The sequence below is a fragment of the Phyllobacterium sp. 1468 genome, assembly GCF_031455525.1.
GTDB lineage: Bacteria > Pseudomonadota > Alphaproteobacteria > Rhizobiales > Rhizobiaceae > Phyllobacterium.
In genome coordinates this window covers 267,308-282,913 of the sequence record NZ_JAVDSX010000003.1, presented here as the reverse complement: position 1 = coordinate 282,913, position 15,606 = coordinate 267,308, and the positions used below count along the sequence as shown (strand labels likewise).

At 55.1% G+C, this 15,606-nt stretch carries 15 protein-coding genes; 5 read left to right on the top strand and 10 right to left on the bottom strand.

What is annotated here, in order from left to right; all coding sequences use genetic code 11:
• Window positions 1-17 precede the first annotated feature (17 nt).
• From J2X72_RS10540 to J2X72_RS10510, 7 genes are all read right to left on the bottom strand, one after another.
• The gene (locus J2X72_RS10540) at window positions 18-758 is read right to left on the bottom strand and encodes a TfuA-like protein (protein ID WP_310071633.1); all 741 of its coding nucleotides are present in this window, start codon (window positions 756-758) and stop codon (window positions 18-20) included.
• A gap of 9 nt (window positions 759-767) precedes the next feature.
• Window positions 768-2,024 (bottom strand): YcaO-like family protein, encoded by a 1,257-nt coding sequence (locus J2X72_RS10535; RefSeq protein WP_209997981.1) that lies wholly within the window; start codon window positions 2,022-2,024, stop codon window positions 768-770.
• 77 nt (window positions 2,025-2,101) lie between these two features.
• On the bottom strand, window positions 2,102-2,698 hold the full coding sequence (locus J2X72_RS10530) for a hypothetical protein (RefSeq protein ID WP_310071630.1): 597 nt from the start codon (window positions 2,696-2,698) through the stop codon (window positions 2,102-2,104).
• 111 nt (window positions 2,699-2,809) lie between these two features.
• Window positions 2,810-3,052, bottom strand: a complete 243-nt coding sequence (locus J2X72_RS10525) for a hypothetical protein (RefSeq protein ID WP_106715443.1) — start codon at window positions 3,050-3,052, stop codon at window positions 2,810-2,812.
• A gap of 34 nt (window positions 3,053-3,086) precedes the next feature.
• A complete protein-coding gene (locus J2X72_RS10520) occupies window positions 3,087-4,931 on the bottom strand; it encodes a BTAD domain-containing putative transcriptional regulator (RefSeq protein ID WP_310071626.1) in 1,845 nt (614 codons plus the stop codon).
• Window positions 4,932-5,530: 599 nt separating this feature from the next.
• Window positions 5,531-5,779, bottom strand: a complete 249-nt coding sequence (locus J2X72_RS10515; protein ID WP_209997984.1) for a hypothetical protein — start codon at window positions 5,777-5,779, stop codon at window positions 5,531-5,533.
• Between the two features lie 89 nt (window positions 5,780-5,868).
• Complete coding sequence (locus tag J2X72_RS10510) at window positions 5,869-6,651, bottom strand: response regulator transcription factor (RefSeq protein ID WP_310071620.1); 783 nt, start codon at window positions 6,649-6,651, stop codon at window positions 5,869-5,871.
• A 392-nt stretch (window positions 6,652-7,043) separates the two neighbouring features.
• Between J2X72_RS10510 and J2X72_RS10505 the strand changes: the two genes are divergently transcribed.
• Genes J2X72_RS10505 through J2X72_RS10485 form a run of 5 tightly spaced genes read left to right on the top strand, consistent with a single transcriptional unit; the run spans window position 7,044 to window position 11,636 of the window.
• Entirely contained in the window at window positions 7,044-8,213 is a 1,170-nt protein-coding gene (locus J2X72_RS10505) for an MraY family glycosyltransferase (protein WP_310071617.1), read from the top strand.
• Between the two features lie 26 nt (window positions 8,214-8,239).
• Window positions 8,240-9,073, top strand: coding sequence for a glycosyltransferase family 2 protein (locus J2X72_RS10500; protein ID WP_209997987.1), 834 nt, complete (start codon window positions 8,240-8,242; stop codon window positions 9,071-9,073).
• Window positions 9,070-9,744 (top strand): YdcF family protein, encoded by a 675-nt coding sequence (locus tag J2X72_RS10495; RefSeq protein ID WP_310071614.1) that lies wholly within the window; start codon window positions 9,070-9,072, stop codon window positions 9,742-9,744. The genes J2X72_RS10500 and J2X72_RS10495 overlap by 4 nt, the downstream gene beginning before the upstream one ends.
• Complete coding sequence (locus J2X72_RS10490) at window positions 9,741-11,030, top strand: hypothetical protein (protein ID WP_310071611.1); 1,290 nt, start codon at window positions 9,741-9,743, stop codon at window positions 11,028-11,030. Before J2X72_RS10495 ends, J2X72_RS10490 begins: the two co-directional genes overlap by 4 nt.
• 12 nt (window positions 11,031-11,042) lie before the next feature.
• Window positions 11,043-11,636 (top strand): putative colanic acid biosynthesis acetyltransferase, encoded by a 594-nt coding sequence (locus J2X72_RS10485; RefSeq protein ID WP_310071608.1) that lies wholly within the window; start codon window positions 11,043-11,045, stop codon window positions 11,634-11,636.
• Here J2X72_RS10485 and J2X72_RS10480 read toward each other — a convergent pair.
• Genes J2X72_RS10480 through J2X72_RS10470 form a run of 3 tightly spaced genes read right to left on the bottom strand, consistent with a single transcriptional unit; the run spans window position 11,630 to window position 15,281 of the window.
• Window positions 11,630-12,838: a glycosyltransferase gene (locus tag J2X72_RS10480; RefSeq protein WP_310071605.1), complete on the bottom strand. Its 1,209-nt coding sequence runs from the start codon at window positions 12,836-12,838 to the stop codon at window positions 11,630-11,632. The two genes, J2X72_RS10485 and J2X72_RS10480, sit on opposite strands and share 7 nt — an antisense overlap.
• Window positions 12,835-14,082: a glycosyltransferase family 4 protein gene (locus J2X72_RS10475; RefSeq protein ID WP_310071603.1), complete on the bottom strand. Its 1,248-nt coding sequence runs from the start codon at window positions 14,080-14,082 to the stop codon at window positions 12,835-12,837. Before J2X72_RS10475 ends, J2X72_RS10480 begins: the two co-directional genes overlap by 4 nt.
• A complete protein-coding gene (locus tag J2X72_RS10470) occupies window positions 14,079-15,281 on the bottom strand; it encodes a glycosyltransferase family 4 protein (RefSeq protein WP_310072195.1) in 1,203 nt (400 codons plus the stop codon). The genes J2X72_RS10475 and J2X72_RS10470 overlap by 4 nt, the downstream gene beginning before the upstream one ends.
• Between the last annotated feature and the right edge of the window lie 325 nt (window positions 15,282-15,606).

Sequence of the window (15,606 nt, the reverse complement as noted above, 5' to 3'; positions counted from 1 at the left end):
CGAAATAATCAAAAGGTTCAAACCCGGAGCTTGCTCCACTGTGCGGTTTCGTTGAATTGCCAGCCCGCGAAATCAGCCTGCTGCTCTGTGACCGGGCTGGCGCTTTTATGCTCCAGAAGAACGTCGAGCAGCATCGCGGCATCTTCATGCTTGATATTGCGGATATGTGGTTTCAATCGTTCGGCCGCGCGGTCGATCTCGGCCGAGACAACCTCGAATACTCGCCGCCAGGTTCGCTCTTTGAAAAACACAGAATCGGCGCGCGCGCGAATTAGAGTGTATTCTTCGGCATCGATAGTTCCGGCGGCGAGTGCCGCATCGAGCGTTGCGTCGATGGTCACCATGGCTTCACTGAAGGCGATATAGCCGAATTCGGCCGGCGCATGAACCTGTGCAACGGCGGCATCATCCTCCAGGCCGCCAAAGGCGTAACGTTCGAAAACTTCGCCGATACCAATCATGCCAAACGGATGGCACTCGGCGGCGCGCAGGGCGCCCATGCTGGCCGCACCGTAGACAATTGCACCGCGCGACAGCGCGTAGAGAATTTCCTTGTGCCAGACCGCGGCAACGTCTTCGAATCGCCCGTCAACCAGTGCGATCACGCGAAAGCCTTGATCGATTGCATGGGTGATGTCACCGCATTTGGCCGGACCGCGGCAGGTCAATCCATAGTCGAGCAGCACGCGGTCTTCACCGCCTCGCTCAGGTACGAATTCAGTTCCGGAAAGGCTTGGGCCGGCAAACAAGATCTTCATTACCCTCTCCTATTGCCGAAGCATGGCGTTGAGCGCACGCCCGCCAAAGCGATGCTTGCGGATACCTGCCGGACTTTCCAGCTCGTTGACCAAAACGCGGCAGACAGACATCCCGTAGTCCTCCCCGCCCATTGGAACGACAACGACGCTGCCGATACCACGCCGGCGCAAAGGTTCGAGGTAGGTTTCGAGGCTGGCACGATCCGCAGGGTCTGGCTCATCAAACCGCCAATGATCGGCCGGTTCGGCGTGGATGTAGACCCCGAGATCCGGCGCAAGTCGCTGCGCATATTCGGAGGGGTCGAAATCATCGCGCGCACCGGAAATATTGGTGATTCGCGTCTGCGCTGCCTCGGTTATAGCGCGCATTGCCGCAACGCATGGCGACAAATGACAGCCGTAACCAGCCGCGAGATCGAAGTGCAGATAAGTGCCATGCTGTGTCGCCGGGCTGATCGTCGCCATGAAAACGGGTAGGCCGATGTCCGACGTCACGTTGAACAGCCGCAAGACAAAGTTTGCCGCGGCGATCTGCTCGGCCAGCCAGTCGATGCCGCTATCGTTGAAAACCGCCGGATCGACGCACTGCGCCTGGACACCGGCGTCGCGCTGAAAGCGCCATAACTCGGTCGCATCGCGTTCGACGCGCTCGCACAATCCGTGAATGACCGCTTCCAGGAGGCAATTGCCCGAGGCAAGACCATCAGTCGACTGGCAGTAATGCCAGGACTGCCGCGCCGAGGTGAAGTCGAGCGAGACGAGTTCGCGCGGCACGAAAACCGGCTTCTGTTTCAAAAGGTCGAAGCCTTCGAGCCAATAATCGTTCTCATCGGCTCCCGCCTCGTCCGCGCCACGCATCAACAGCATGCGCCCGTCAAAAACATCGTGGCCGGCGTCGCGTAGCTCCCGGCGGCTGGCGGCAAAGGAAGCGAGGGGAATATCTTCGGCAACGGCGATTTCCGCGGCTTCCATCACAGCGGAAGCGCGGGCATGGGCGGCGCTGATGCCTTTGCCCTGGCTGACGGCCAATGTCCGGCTGTTGGGGCGCACGGCCATCCACACGGGAATGCCGATCCGGTCGAGGCCGGTCACCTCGGCCATCCGGACGATGCCCAAACGAGAAAAGTGCGGCCGCAACCGGCTAACGGTTTCGTCCGCATCAATCAATCTTGTCGATGACGGTTCTCCTGGGCGGAAAGCAGAACGAAGGTTCACTTCATCTGCCGCCAGCCGGTCAAGAACCGGAATCTCGGCCAATGGTTTCATTGCCACTCCATCAGGCCGCAAAGCACGCATTTACTTGCAAACTATCCAAATGATGGATAACGCGCTTGCAACAATGTTTAGTTTAATGCCACGGGACCAGCGGAATGCGCACGGTCCGACGGATTGCTGCGATACCGGCTGGCCACTACCGGACCGGCGGAATGCGCACGCTCCGAAGGATTGCTGCGGTACCCGCTGGCCACTACCGGACCAGCGGAATGCGCACGCTCCGAAGGATTGCTGCGGTACCCGCTGGCCACTACCGGACCGGCGGAATGCGCACGCTCCGAAGGATTGTTGCGATACCCACGGACCACAACCGGGCTGCTGGAGTGCGCGCGATCAGATGTTTCAGCCCGTGCATTCACTGCTATCACGATGTCTGCTTCTTTCGATGCAGGGCCAAAGAAATGCGCACGGTCCGACGGATCATTCCGCCTGCCTGCCGTCATTACCATACCGCTAGAATGAGCGCGACCAGTAGCGTCGCTCCGGCCTGCCTCGGCAGCACAGATATTTCCCGGCCGATTGGCAATCGAATCAATGAATTCGCTGCCTGCCAGTCCGGAAGATGCGATTAAATCACGATCGAGAGGCTCGATCGTTTGAGTGTCAGAATCAACGAGCCAAAGCGCGTTCGTTTCTGGATCATTCATGATGTAAAACGTTGCCATGCGAATAACCTTTCTATGAAGGAGAGCCCACATGGCGAACGTATGACGATTCCATTTCAGATCAAGAAAAGAATTGTCTCATCTTGTTTTCCGCTGGTATTTAGCTTGTTTTTATTTTTTATCCGGACCGTTAGAGTGCATTTTAGTATCAGCCGCTGACCGACTGTCCGTAGCAACAGCAATATTTATTCCCTTAACTACCGACACCCCATTTTTTCGCGCCTCTTTCACGTCCTTAAAAAAATCGGAACCCTGAAGATCGGCATCCGTCAGTTGTTCGACACTCTTACTCTGTACATCGACCAACCACAGTTCGTCTTTTCCGGCTTCGCCGACAATGAAATACTTCGCCATGCAAATGGTCCTTTGATGAGATTAAAGCTGAGAACTATTGGAATCCTGCTTCGCGCAGAGATGCCTCATATTTTTGACGTTGTTCGGGAACTCTGAGAGACATATTTTTGATCCAATCCGCGACTCGGAAATCCGGATTGTCTTCCAAAGATCGTTGCCTCCACTCAATCGCTTTTTCCCGCTCGCCGAGCATGGCCCAGCAGGCTGCCATGGGGCGGGCTGCAGCACGCGGGTTTTGCATACGCTGGATGAATTCAATCGCTTCCCCGTAACGATCGAGATCGTGAAGCGTCCCGGCACCGACCCAGTAATAATAGTCCGGGGCCAGAGGATTGAGAGCTATCGCCTGTTCGATTTTTTCGAGCGAAAGATCAAGATCTCCGTAATGATTGAGCGCGTCCGCATAATCTGCAAGGAGATCGGCATGCTGCGGATTAATGGATTCGCCTTGGTCGAAATATTCCAGGCTATCGTCGAATTTGCCGAGATACATGCTGATGGTGCCAAGTTCGCGCAACGGCCGCTCGTCATCCGGATCGGCTGGTGCAGCATGCCTGGCGATTTGTTCGCCCTCAAGCAGGATGTCTTTGTCTTTTCGGGCCAACACCAACCACTCTCGCTGCATTGTTCGCGCGATACCGCTCAATGCAGGCACAAAGTCAGGAGCCGCCGTCAAGGCGTTCTTGAACGACTGGCGTGCCTGACGGAGTTTGGCAACGTCGAGTTTTTCAAACTCTCTCTTGCCTACAAGGTACCAGTAGTAGGCGTTCGGATCCTGGTAAAGCTTGTTGTAGCGGTCGAGTTCGGACTTCTCGATGACCGAAACGACGGAGAGAATGATCCGGATCGACAGCTGGCGGTATTGCTGCTCGGGCAGTACATAATCGAACTTCTGCTTTTCGGCCCAGACGATTTCCTGCGTAGCAACATCAACCAATTTTACCGACAGGAAGCAGAAACCGTCGCGGCGCACGATCTTGCTGTCGACGGCGTAGTTGACTCCGAATTGCGCATTCAGCCCTTCGAAACTGTCGATGGGGGATTCGGTGACCACTCTTCTGGACGTATAGGGTGCGACAACCGAGAGCGTACGCAGGCGGCAAAGCCCGATGGTGATATCGTCTACCAGCGAAGCCGCCAGCTGCTCCATGGGATCCGCTGCATTGTGCGGCATATAAAGGACCATGACCCGCGGCAGGCCGGCCTTTTTGTTCTGCTCGATCTGGGTCGTCGCCAGGATCGATTGCGGAGTTTGGATTTCCACACCACTGGTAATGAGCGGAGGAGTCGGCTGCGGCAGAATCAGAGAGCGTGTCGTTGCCGGTGAAAGCTTGGGGAGCAGCTGCTGATAGAGCTCGATCGTCTCTTCTTCAGGATCGACATCGAGGTCGTCACGGAGCTTCTTGGCGCATTCGCGGAATGTGCGTTCAACCTTCGCGATCAAACCCAGTTGCGACGCCGTCTGCATCAAAGTGCGATAGCCGACCTCCTGATACGGATCGATCTCGATCAGCTTGCGGGCGCATTGGCGCTTTTCATCGATGCTGACGCCGACCGGCTGGTTGACCATCCTCAAGAGCGTCGTGATCAGATCATCGCGCAGCTTGACGCGCTGGATGTCCAGCCATTCGTCAAAATCGGAATTCTGTGGTTCGTTATGGGCGAGCAGATCGCCTGAATAAAGGCCGGCAAGACTGAGGACAGACTCTATGTCGCCCAACTGTGCAAATTCCAGATATTCGAGTAGATCGATGCTGAGCAGCTCAGCCCTCACCTGCGACAGGTTAAGATAGACATATGTTGCGTCGCCCTGGACAAGGTTGAGGCCGTATTGTTCCTGAAATTTACGGATGCGCGCCAGGCTCTGGCGCAAATTCATTGAGGCATGAGCCTGATCCGTATCGGACCAGAAAACCTGAGAAAGCTTTCCGCGGGAAACAGAATGATTGGGACTCTCGAGAAGCAAATAGACGATTATGCGAAGAAAATTCGCGGGTACGCGCGGGACGAGTTGCCCGCCCAGACTAACAGTTGCCTCTCCAAAAACCGCCAGCTTCATTCCGCCTAAACCCCGGATTTTATTTGATTTTCTGAATACGTAACCCTGTCAATCGATAAGTGCCGTTCTGTCTTGCCATTAACTCTACTATAGCTTCAAATAGTTCACTAGAGGGAGTATTAGCATAAAGTCTAATAACTATGAATTAAGGCATTGCCCATGGCAAGCACAATCGCCGGGTAAAACCCTGAAATTCGAGACTTTGGGGTCAATTTCCTTCCCCACCGCGGCTTCCGCTGCGGTGACTCCGAAGAGAAATGATTAGTAAATAATAAATTCGATTGAGTCACTAAAATACTACAGATCACAATATTCAAAGAGCTATACACAAGAGAAATTCAAGTGGAGAAATATAAGAGAACGACAGCACTGTCATGCGATAGTCATGATAGCCGCTGATCGATTTTTTAAGGGAGCTTTTAGAACCCGCGCTTGATCTCGAATATGGCTTTGGCGATCGCGATGTCGGCTTCCGAACCGGCGCTCTCAGCCGTAGCCTGAACCAGTTGTTCGCCAAGTTCGGACAAAGCGAGTGAAACCTCATACCTGTCCCACCCGGCGGTCAACGCGTCATCCACCAGTTCCTCAAATGCGGCCCGGAGGGCGTTCTTGCATTCGTTGGTTCTGTTCGATTGATCATCGAATCTATGTGGCTGGAATAGCGTCATGTTATGATCTTACATCTGGTATGAGACCGTACAAGCCGCCAATTTGAGGTAGAGGGCCTGCATTAGTGGTAGTTAGACCGACCGTTGGGTCAGTGCACAACTGTCGTGTCGAACGGTTTCATTCCATGATGGTTCATGCTGTTGCGATAGATCGCCGTCGCTTGGGTGCGGTTGTGTGCCCGCAGCTTGCGGATCAAATTATGTACATGAACCTTGACCGTGTGGATGGAGAGAGTCAGGCGATCTGCAATGATCTTGTTCTGCAGGCCTTCCGACAAAAGCTGCAGGATCTCGTGTTCCCGCAATGTCAGCGTCTTGACAGGCCATGCCCGGCTGGAAGAATTATCTGGCTGATTATGGAGCTGCGGTATCTTGCCAGACACGGTTGGTGACTTTTCCATCGAACGGACGATAGTGGAGGGATAATAATCGCCCCCGTTGAGCAGTAGCCAGACGACCGCAAGCCAAACATCAAGTTTCAGGCTGAACGGCAGAAGCCCCTGGATTGTCTTGCTGTCAAAAAGACCAGTGAGTTCCTGGGTGGAAGGGCTGTTCTCATCGATCATCAGCGTAACGGATGCATTCGGAAAACGCATCTTGCAACGGGCGATGCAGTCGACCACATCGGAAGCAAAGTCGGCGTGAAGCAGCACAAGGCCTACATTGATATCGGGCGAGCCCGTGTCCCCAATGTTATTCGAGAGGCTGACCTGGATATCCGGGAATGTTCTTTCGAGAGATTGCATCAACCCCTGGAAAACAACTCCGGCTTCGGCATGAATAAATATGCCGCCACGGAATTTCGATCCGCCATCAACCGGGGATCCTTGCTGAATAAGGTCAGTTCCCATACGCGCAACTGTTACACTCATGTTCATACCCTACGCCACCTGGTGAAAGAAGTATTCCCCTTGTACTTGTCTTATTTCGAAAGGAATTTTGGAAAGGCTACTTCAATTCTCATTTATGCTGCAAATACTTGCGGATCAGCAAGGCTATGTAACCAAACGTGACGCGACCGTGACACGGAGCAACGATGGCAGCCCGACAGTCCCCAATTTGCCCAGAATAACCCTTTATACGCGCGATTCTATTAGTCCAAAGGGACACAGCGGGGCTCATCCTTCAGGAGGAACTGCTTCTCACTTCTCCTAAATGGTGCCGCGTGAATGGCAGCGGTATTCTCCATGAAAAGCATTCCCTACGGCCGCGACGAGGTGAGAACATCTTGCGCGAGGGATGCACATTCAGCTGGAGGTGTGTCTTGTTTGTTTGGATCACCAATTGTCTCGCAGCTATGGCAGTCAGTGCCTTGCTGATCGTTGTTTTGAAGAAGGTCTCGCACGCCTGTTCTCTTGTCGATTATCCCGACCGGAGAAAACTGCACGATGGCGTCGTCCCCCTTTGTGGTGGAATCGCCATATTCGCCGCCTTCACAATGGTCATGCTGGTTCAGGGGAGTGAGCCGCTACTGGCCCTGAACTTCTGGGCCGGCCTTCTCATCACGATTATTGTGGGGGTGATTGACGATCGCAATGAACTCTCGGCAATGAAGCGCCTCGCCGCGCAATTTGTTGCAGCAATCATACTGGTCAATCCGCTGTCAGGATCGACCATTGTGACCGGCATCGCACTTCCGCCTGCCTTGCTTAGCATATCTTTCCCGCTCCTTACGGTCGTGGCTATTTTGTTCGTAGTTGGCCTGATCAATTCCTGGAACATGATCGATGGCATAGATGGTTTGGCGGGCGGGAGTGCGGCCGTGGCCCTTTTCTGGCTCGCTGTAGTCGCCGGATGGAAAGGCCCGGGCGAACTGGTGCTGCCAATCGTCGTGCTGTTGGCTGCAGTCAGCGGTTTTCTTGCGTTCAACATGCGCAGTCCGTGGATCGCGCGCGCAAAGATATTTCTTGGAGATGCCGGCAGCACGACACTGGGCGCTGCAATCGCCTATCTGATCATCCGCTTGTCGACCCATACGCATATTGCGTTTTCCGTACTAATGTGGATCGTCGCAATTCCCGTGATCGATACGCTCAGCCTGATTGTCCGGCGGCTTTATGCGGGACGCAGTCCCTTGGCCGCCGATCGCTCGCACCTTCATCATCTCTTGCTCGACAGGTCGATTTCCCCGCGTACGACGACCAATATCATTCTTGCAGCGTCGGTGCTGTGCGGTGGGATAGGAACTTTCGGCATCATTATCGAAGCTTCGAACTATCTGATGACGGTGGCCTTGCTGATACCGCTCGCAGCGCATTCCGCCCTCGTCTTTTTCACGAGCGAGGCGGGCACAGATTGGGTTCAGCAGTCGCGTTCAGTTGCGGTCGCCCAGTTGAACCCGATGCCGCCTGCTCCAATACGTGCAGAAATCGTTCATACGCCTCCGCCCCCTAATGCCAACAACAACGCCGGCATGTTTTCAGACGCCGTTTAAGCTAGCCAAAAGTGTGGAGTAATCCCTTGTCAATATCCGTCCTGATCATGACCTTGAATGAAGAAGAAAGCTTGCCGGCATGTTTGGCTTCGCTGACGTGGTGCGACGATATCGTCGTACTGGATTCCTATAGTACTGATAAAACCCTCGAAATTGCCAAGGCGGCCGGCGCGCGCGTCTATCAGCATAAGTATGAGACCGAAACAAAACAACGCATGTATGGCCTGAAGGAAATCGAATTCAAGCATAAATGGGTCTATATGCCCGACGCTGACGAGATCACTCCTGAGGACCTACGCGACGAGATGCTGGCGATCGCTGCCGATCCGGACAGGCCCGAAGCAATGTTCAGCGCTCGCTACAAGAACATGTTCATGGGTCGCTGGATCAAGCACAGCAGTCTTTATCCCACGTGGATTACGCGCCTCGCCCGACCGGAACGTATCGAGTATGAGCGCGAATGTCATTCGCGTCCCGTTGGCGATGGTCCGACCGGGCGTCTTCAGTCGCATTTCGTTCACTACAGCTTCAACAAGGGAATGGCCGCCTGGTTCGACAAGCATAATCGCTATTCGGGTTTCGAGGCACGCGAATCCCTGCAGATCCTGCGCAGCAAGAAAATTCCGTGGACTTCGTTCTTCAGTGCCACGCCAGAGGCCAGACGGCGTGCACTCAAGGAGTTCTCCTACCGCCTGCCATTTCGTCCGGCAGCCAGATTTGCCTATATGTACTTTCTCCGCGGCGGTTTCCTCGATGGCTGGCAGGGCTATCATTACTGCCGGCTCATCGCATCATATGAATACATGATCGTTATCAAGATGAGGGAATTGCAGCGGCGAGAGCTTGGCCTTTCCGTATGACACGTGTCCAAGCCCACCCAGGATTGACCATTCGGCAACGGCGCGCTCGCAAGCGATCGCGCAAGTGGTTCTTCGCCGGCCTTGGTCTTGCCGCGGTGCTGGCGATCTCCGCCGCGCCCCTGGCGCTTTTCCTGGCCGATCCGCTGCTGACAATTCGCGATCCAATCGGCAAAGCAGACGTGATCGTGGTTCTGGGGGGAGATGGTCCCTCACGGGCCACCAGAGCGGCAGGCTTGTGGCAGACGGGTGTCGCGCCAAAGGTCTTGGTCAGCGGTGACGGCGACTGTTACTGGATACGGGAGGCAATGATCGACCAAGGGGTCGACAGAAGCGCCATTGCCGTTGAGTGCCAATCGGGAACAACCTGGGAGAATGCGCTTTTCTCCTCACCGATGCTCAAGCAAATGAATGTCCGCAGCGCCGTTCTCGTGACGAGCTGGTATCACTCGCGCCGAGCTATAGCGAGCTTTGAGGCCGCGTCCGGAGATATCCGCTGGGTGTCGGTTCCAGTGGAACCGCGTCAGCCCCTCGAGAAGATCGCGTTTGGCCCTGATGGAATCCAGATCGTGAAAGAGTACCCAAAGACGGTCTGGTACGCCATTCGCCATTTTCTCGGCTTGGAATCCACGCGCATCCCTGCCCCATTCCCTTCACGGGAGGCAAGAACATGAACTGGCTTCTGACGTGGTTAATGCTGGGCGCCGTGCTCATGCTGCTCTTGTGGGGCATGCTGAAGCCCGAGCGCATCTATCAGTTTCCTTTTCTGGTCGGCGTTATCACCTTCGCTTTTATTCTGCCGCAGATTCCAGCACTGGCGGATGATCGTTTTCTTCCGGAAGGGGGATATGCGAAGACGATCGCCTTCACGATTCTCTGTCTTTCGATGTGCTGGTTGGGGTGGTCCTCAAACGCCAGGCCTTTCGCCTTTTTTCGCTGGGATTTCGATGAAAAACGCCTGCTGATCGCGGCTTTTTTTCTTTCTCTCACAGGCGCGTACTTTTACTACAAGCTCAGCCGGTTGCCGGGTGAGATGATGGTTGGCGTGCAGATCAGCGGCGCGCCGGTCGCATGGCTCTTTTTCGCACGATTCATGAGCTATGGTATGGCCATCGCCGTCCTCTGTTTTGCCCGCCGCTATTCGTGGACCGCTGCATTTATCATCGGCGTCGATCTGATCTTTTATTTCGACCGGATTGTCGTCACTGGAAAGCGCGCAGAAGCAGTCGAGCTCATCATCATCTTTGCGCTGGCGTTCTGGTATTATAGGGGTTGGGTCATACCGCGAACCATAATGCTGGCGGGCGTTCTTATCGGTACGGTCCTCCTGAATAGCATGGGTGATTATCGCACGATTACGAGGGCCAATTCGGCACCCGTGTGGCAGGACATCGCTCAAATCAACGTGGCCGCCAATTTCGATGATTTGCTGAAAAACGGTGGTCCGGAAATGCGGAATGCCATCTGGCGCCTCCATCATACAGAAGAGACGATGGACTTCGACTATGGCAAGTTTCACTGGAACCGGCTGGTCTTCAATTATGTACCAGCGCAGCTCGTCGGAGCGAAGTTCAAAGAGTCGCTCATGATGAAAATGCCTGTCGCGGCACGCGATTACGATCCGCTGACAGGTACGACTGAAACGGGTATGGCCGACGCGTTTCAATCCTTCTGGTATTTTGGCGCCCTGAAGTTTCTTCTCCTCGCCTATATGATGAGCCGCCTGTGGGCCTCGGCGAAGAGCGGAGAGATGTCAGCTCAACTCGTCTACATATTTTCCATCGTACCCGCCATTCATGCCATATCACACCAGACGGACTGGGTTCTGACTGTCTGGGTTCACATGCTGATATTCTTGCTGCCGACATTGGTGTGGTGCCGGAGTCGTTCGCCAGATCTCCATCCGTATTATTCGAGCGGAACGCTCCCTGCTAATTTTGGCGTGGCAACAGCCCGATAAGGAAAGTCTATCATGCGGTCACGCTACAGCGATCCAACATTCGACAGCACGGCGCAGCCCCTGCCGCGCTTGGGAGGTGCCACGTTTGCATTTCGCTTCCGGCTGATGCGACTAATCTGGACGATCTGCTGGATATTGCTTGCAGCCTGGACGCCATCATTTTTTTATCCTTGGAGAGGCTGGCTCCTCCGGCGGTTCGGCGCGCGCATTCATTCGACCGCAATCGTGCGCAGCAGCGTGAAGATATGGTGGCCCGGAAACCTCACCATGGGACGGCATGCGTCCATGGGGCCGGGCGTTATCTGTTACAATGTCGCGGAAATCACGCTTGGGGACTTCGCCATCGTGTCACAGCGTTCCCATCTGTGCACGGGCACCCACGACGTCAATGATCCAGGATTTCCGTTGAAGAGCAGGCCCATTTCAATTGGATCCAATGCCTGGATCGCAGCTGAAGCGTTTGTGGGACCCGGGGTCGTCGTCGGCGAGGGAGCAGTGCTCGGTGCGAGGGGAGTTGCCTTCGGCAAGCTCGATCCATGGACGATCTATGTTGGAAATCCGGCAAAAGCCGTCAAAGGGCGCAACCGGGATGCTGCAGCTCAGTAATCCGTAGCAGTCGCAAGTCCACTTATTCTAGATCGAATCTTCGGATTGTGATTGGGAGCATATCCCTGGATCGTCAATTCGGCGATGCGCGGCCATGTGTAATTCTCGCGAACAAGCCGTTGACCATTCTGTCCCATAATCGATGCCATCGCGGGATTGTCCAAGACACTTGCGAGCGCGGAAGCAACGTCGGCCGGATCAAGTGAAACCACCAAGCCGGCATTTGCTGTTCCAACTTCTGGAAAGTGACACGCATCGCTAATTACTGCTGGCAGGCCAGAGGCCAGAGCCTCGGTAATAGCGACGCTAAAACCTTCTTGGCGGCTCGGAAGACAAAAACAGCTGGCATCGACCAATGCGCACAGTTTGTCTGCGCCATAGATGGGGCCGACCAAATGAACCCGATCCGCGATATGCAGTCGATTAATCTGGGATACGAAGCCTTCCCGGGCTCCGCCATCCGGGCCAGCGACAACAAGATCGACGTCTGGGTGAGACTCAGCGATCAGCTTGAAAGCATCCGCAAGAATGTCCAAACCCTTCTTGGTATGAAGTCTGGACAGGAAGAGAATGACACGCTTTTCACGGGCAAGAGAAAGCCGCTTGTGAAAGAAACCTGCCTCTGGCAGATCAGCAAACTCTTCCAAGAATATGCCGTTCGGTATCGTGAGAGTCGGTGCCTTAAGGCGAAGTGGCTCAAGCAGCCGGGATTCGTCGTTGTTGAGCGTCACCAAAAAATTTGCCCGATCAAGCATCTTCCGATACCCAAGAAGCAACGCCACGCGCTTCTTCCAATGCTTCTGCTTCATGCTCCAGGCATCGAGCATACCATGTGGCTGGACGCAGTACGGGATGCGGGTCGATCTTGCCGTATTTGCAGCACTTCTGAGAATAGGCTCCCACACGCCGTGAATGTGGACGAATGACGCGCCCTTCAACACCTGGCGCAACAGGCGGGACCCTTCAACGCATGATATCTGTTCCATCCGGTCCGGATCATCCAGCAAGTCCCAGTGAACAAGCGCAACGAATGGAACGTCTTGAGCAGATTTGAATGCTCGCTTTTCAACTTCTGCACCGCCATAGCTAACAATGTGAACGTCGTGGCCCAGCGCAGACTGGGCCGCCGCCAATCGCACACAGCCACTCTGCGGACCACCCTGGGCAGGATCGATCGAAGATATGACATGGACTATCTTCATGCGACACACACGGGCGCGCGCTGCTCAGTAAGGCCCGAGAGTGCGGAAAGCAAACGTTTGCCGTAACGGTCAACAGTGAAGTCCGCCGCGCGTGCCACAGCGCTTTCCGACATTGCCGCGCGCATTCCGACATTGTCTGCCAACGTAGCGATTGCTTTTGCAATCGCCGTGCCGTCGCGAATGGGAACAATGAAGCCATCGATCCCATCACGTACCACGCTGCCGGCATTTTCCGTACAGACGACGGGGAGTCCGGCGGCCAGCGCTTCATAAACAGCAGTCGCCGATCCTTCGCAAATCGAGGGAAGAAGGAAAACATCGGCCCATTCGTATTCTGCAGCCATCTCTGCACGCGGGACGATTCCGCGGAGTTCGACATGCTTCGAAAGGTGCGCCACGACACGGTCGGGAAGGCTGCTCGGACCTGCCATGCGAAAGATCGCTGATGGGCCGAGCAAACGTGCTGCCTCTGCGACATAAGGTGAACCCTTTCGAAGACCGACTTGTCCCACGGTCAACACGCGCAAAGGCCCGCCGATTCGAATAATGTCCTGAGGCGGGTATTGCGGATCTATGCCATACGGAACGACCACACATCGTTCAGCTTTTCCGCCCCGTGCAATGACGTTGCGCCGGACGAATTCCGAAGGACATATGATAATGTCCGCGAGCTCCCACTCGGCTTTCTCACGCTCCGCAAAAATCTTGGCATGTGCATTGTCAGTATGTGGTCCGGCCCAATCAGGAAAACTTTGCTGCTCGCTCCCAACCAGCTCTTCAACAACTTCGCGCGGGGCGATCATCTGCTCGACTGCAGTCCACATGCCTTGCTGTTTTGCCGCAACCATCTGCTCCAGCGCATCGCCGGCAAAAGCGTAAAGGCCCGCCGCGCCATGAAAGCCGCTTGAAACCACCAAACGCGAAAATTCGGATCCAGCCCACACGGCATGTTCCGTTTCCTCGACGACGTTCGCTAGGCGCAGCCTGCGGACCGCCGAGCGGAGACCGAAACCAGGAAAGGTCGAAATCAATTCCGGTGCTACACCTTTTGGGACTCGTCCAACGAGGCGTTTAACCGAGGAGGGAAGAAGGTTTTTTGGAAGACCATTGACAAGGCGCGGCCAGCTTTTGGTGGCGCAGATGTCAGTGTAGAAATGTGCCAGCTGATTTTCGGATGCAAAGATGCGCGGCACGGCGTAATGCATGCGAGCACCCAGTTGGCTAACGACAACAGTATCGCTCATTCTGCGGGCTCATAAACAGAAGTTTTTGATGGAATCCCCGTCGGCCGATCAAATCTGAGCATGACGTCCGACCAAGCAGCCACGGCGCTCTCCCGCGAAAACAGAGTCTCCAGGACATGTCTTGCGTTTTGACCGGTCTGTAAGCGACGTTCGGGGGAGTTTCTCATCTCGAGGATGACGTCCGCGAGTCTTCTTCCCTCGCCAATCTCCACGGCCGCACCGCAGTCTTCGGCCGCCACCACGCGCGCTACCTCGCCGTTTGGGTCGCCGATGAAGAGAGTTGGCCGGCCAGCCGCCAGGATTCCATAAAACTTGCTGGGAACGATGCAATGTTCGAGCCGAGGCAATAGCGACACGATATGAGCATCGGCCGCGCTCAGACTCTCAGCGATATGTTCGGCCGGTTGAAGCGGTTTGAAAACTACATTCTTCAGATTACGATTCCGCACAACCTCTTCGACGTGGGCCCTCTGCTGGCCGCCACCAATCATGAGAAACTGAATATCGTCATGCCCGCTCAAAAGCACAGCCGCTTCCAAGAGTGTCGAGAAGTCGTGGGCGCGACCAAAGTTGCCCGAATAGCCAACAACAAACTTGTCCTGCAAACCCCAGCTCGCCCGCAAGCGGTTGGACGCGGGCTCTACCGGATAGATCTCATCACCATCGGACCAGTGGTGCATGACAAAGACCTGTTTCTCGGAGAAACCGCGGTCGGTGATATAGTCTGCCATCCTTGCGGTCGGACAAACGATCATGGCCGATTTGCGCATCGACCAGTTGCGCATTGACCGACTGACCGTCCCCGACAAGCTTTTATTCGACAGCATGCCAAGTTCCATGGCGACCTCGGGAAAGAGGTCCATGATCCAATTGACCATTTGCGCGCGTCGCCACCGAATAGGCAAGGACGTGGTAACGGAAAGCAGGGGAGGATCGGTGCATACAACGCAGACGTCACCAGCCTTAAGGTTCCACAAACACCAGACGAATGCAGAGACGTGGAAGGTTAGATAATCGATTGCCCGCCCGAGAACATTGCTCCGTCCGAACCGCGTAGCCCAAAGCCGGCTTACCTTAACCCCCGACACTATTTCTTCCGCTGGCAGCGTCACGTCTGATTGATCATGTGGCGTACGGCTAGCGATCGCCGCGACGTCAAAACCGCGCCGCGCCAATGCGAACGCCAGCCCCGACACCATGCGGCTCGTTGCTGATTGATCAGGTGAGAAATAGCGATTTGCAAATACAATTTTCATTTGTGGATGCCTCAAGCCCGGGCCGTCTGTCAGACACAGATTCTTGGTCTTGATTGTCGCAGTTCACAGTTGCCGAACAAGTTCAACAAAGGCACTACGGCGCCCAGCGACTGGTCATCCCGCCTACTCCTTCCGGAGAGGTTGCGGTCGATTTCCACCCCTTTTAGAGGCCCTGGTCCGCCCGATACGCCTTGCATTCCCTAAGGTTGGGAGCCCATCTTATCCCTATTGCCGAAGTGTATCGCGCTGTGCGCCATATATACTGAAT

Bases quoted from the DNA above. Each gene is read 5' to 3' on its own strand.
- J2X72_RS10485 (WP_310071608.1), top strand. From the start codon at position 11,043: ATGCGGTCACGCTACAGCGATCCAACATTCGACAGCACGGCGCAGCCC.
- J2X72_RS10510 (WP_310071620.1), bottom strand. From the start codon at position 6,651: ATGAGTGTAACAGTTGCGCGTATGGGAACTGACCTTATTCAGCAAGGA.
- J2X72_RS10540 (WP_310071633.1), bottom strand. From the start codon at position 758: ATGAAGATCTTGTTTGCCGGCCCAAGCCTTTCCGGAACTGAATTCGTA.
- J2X72_RS10495 (WP_310071614.1), top strand. From the start codon at position 9,070: ATGACACGTGTCCAAGCCCACCCAGGATTGACCATTCGGCAACGGCGC.
- J2X72_RS10520 (WP_310071626.1), bottom strand. From the start codon at position 4,931: ATGAATTTGCGCCAGAGCCTGGCGCGCATCCGTAAATTTCAGGAACAA.
- J2X72_RS10525 (WP_106715443.1), bottom strand. From the start codon at position 3,052: ATGGCGAAGTATTTCATTGTCGGCGAAGCCGGAAAAGACGAACTGTGG.
- J2X72_RS10480 (WP_310071605.1), bottom strand. From the start codon at position 12,838: ATGAAGATAGTCCATGTCATATCTTCGATCGATCCTGCCCAGGGTGGT.
- J2X72_RS10490 (WP_310071611.1), top strand. From the start codon at position 9,741: ATGAACTGGCTTCTGACGTGGTTAATGCTGGGCGCCGTGCTCATGCTG.
- J2X72_RS10530 (WP_310071630.1), bottom strand. From the start codon at position 2,698: ATGGCAACGTTTTACATCATGAATGATCCAGAAACGAACGCGCTTTGG.
- J2X72_RS10515 (WP_209997984.1), bottom strand. From the start codon at position 5,779: ATGACGCTATTCCAGCCACATAGATTCGATGATCAATCGAACAGAACC.
- J2X72_RS10475 (WP_310071603.1), bottom strand. From the start codon at position 14,082: ATGAGCGATACTGTTGTCGTTAGCCAACTGGGTGCTCGCATGCATTAC.
- J2X72_RS10535 (WP_209997981.1), bottom strand. From the start codon at position 2,024: ATGAAACCATTGGCCGAGATTCCGGTTCTTGACCGGCTGGCGGCAGAT.
- J2X72_RS10470 (WP_310072195.1), bottom strand. From the start codon at position 15,281: ATGGTGTCGGGGCTGGCGTTCGCATTGGCGCGGCGCGGTTTTGACGTC.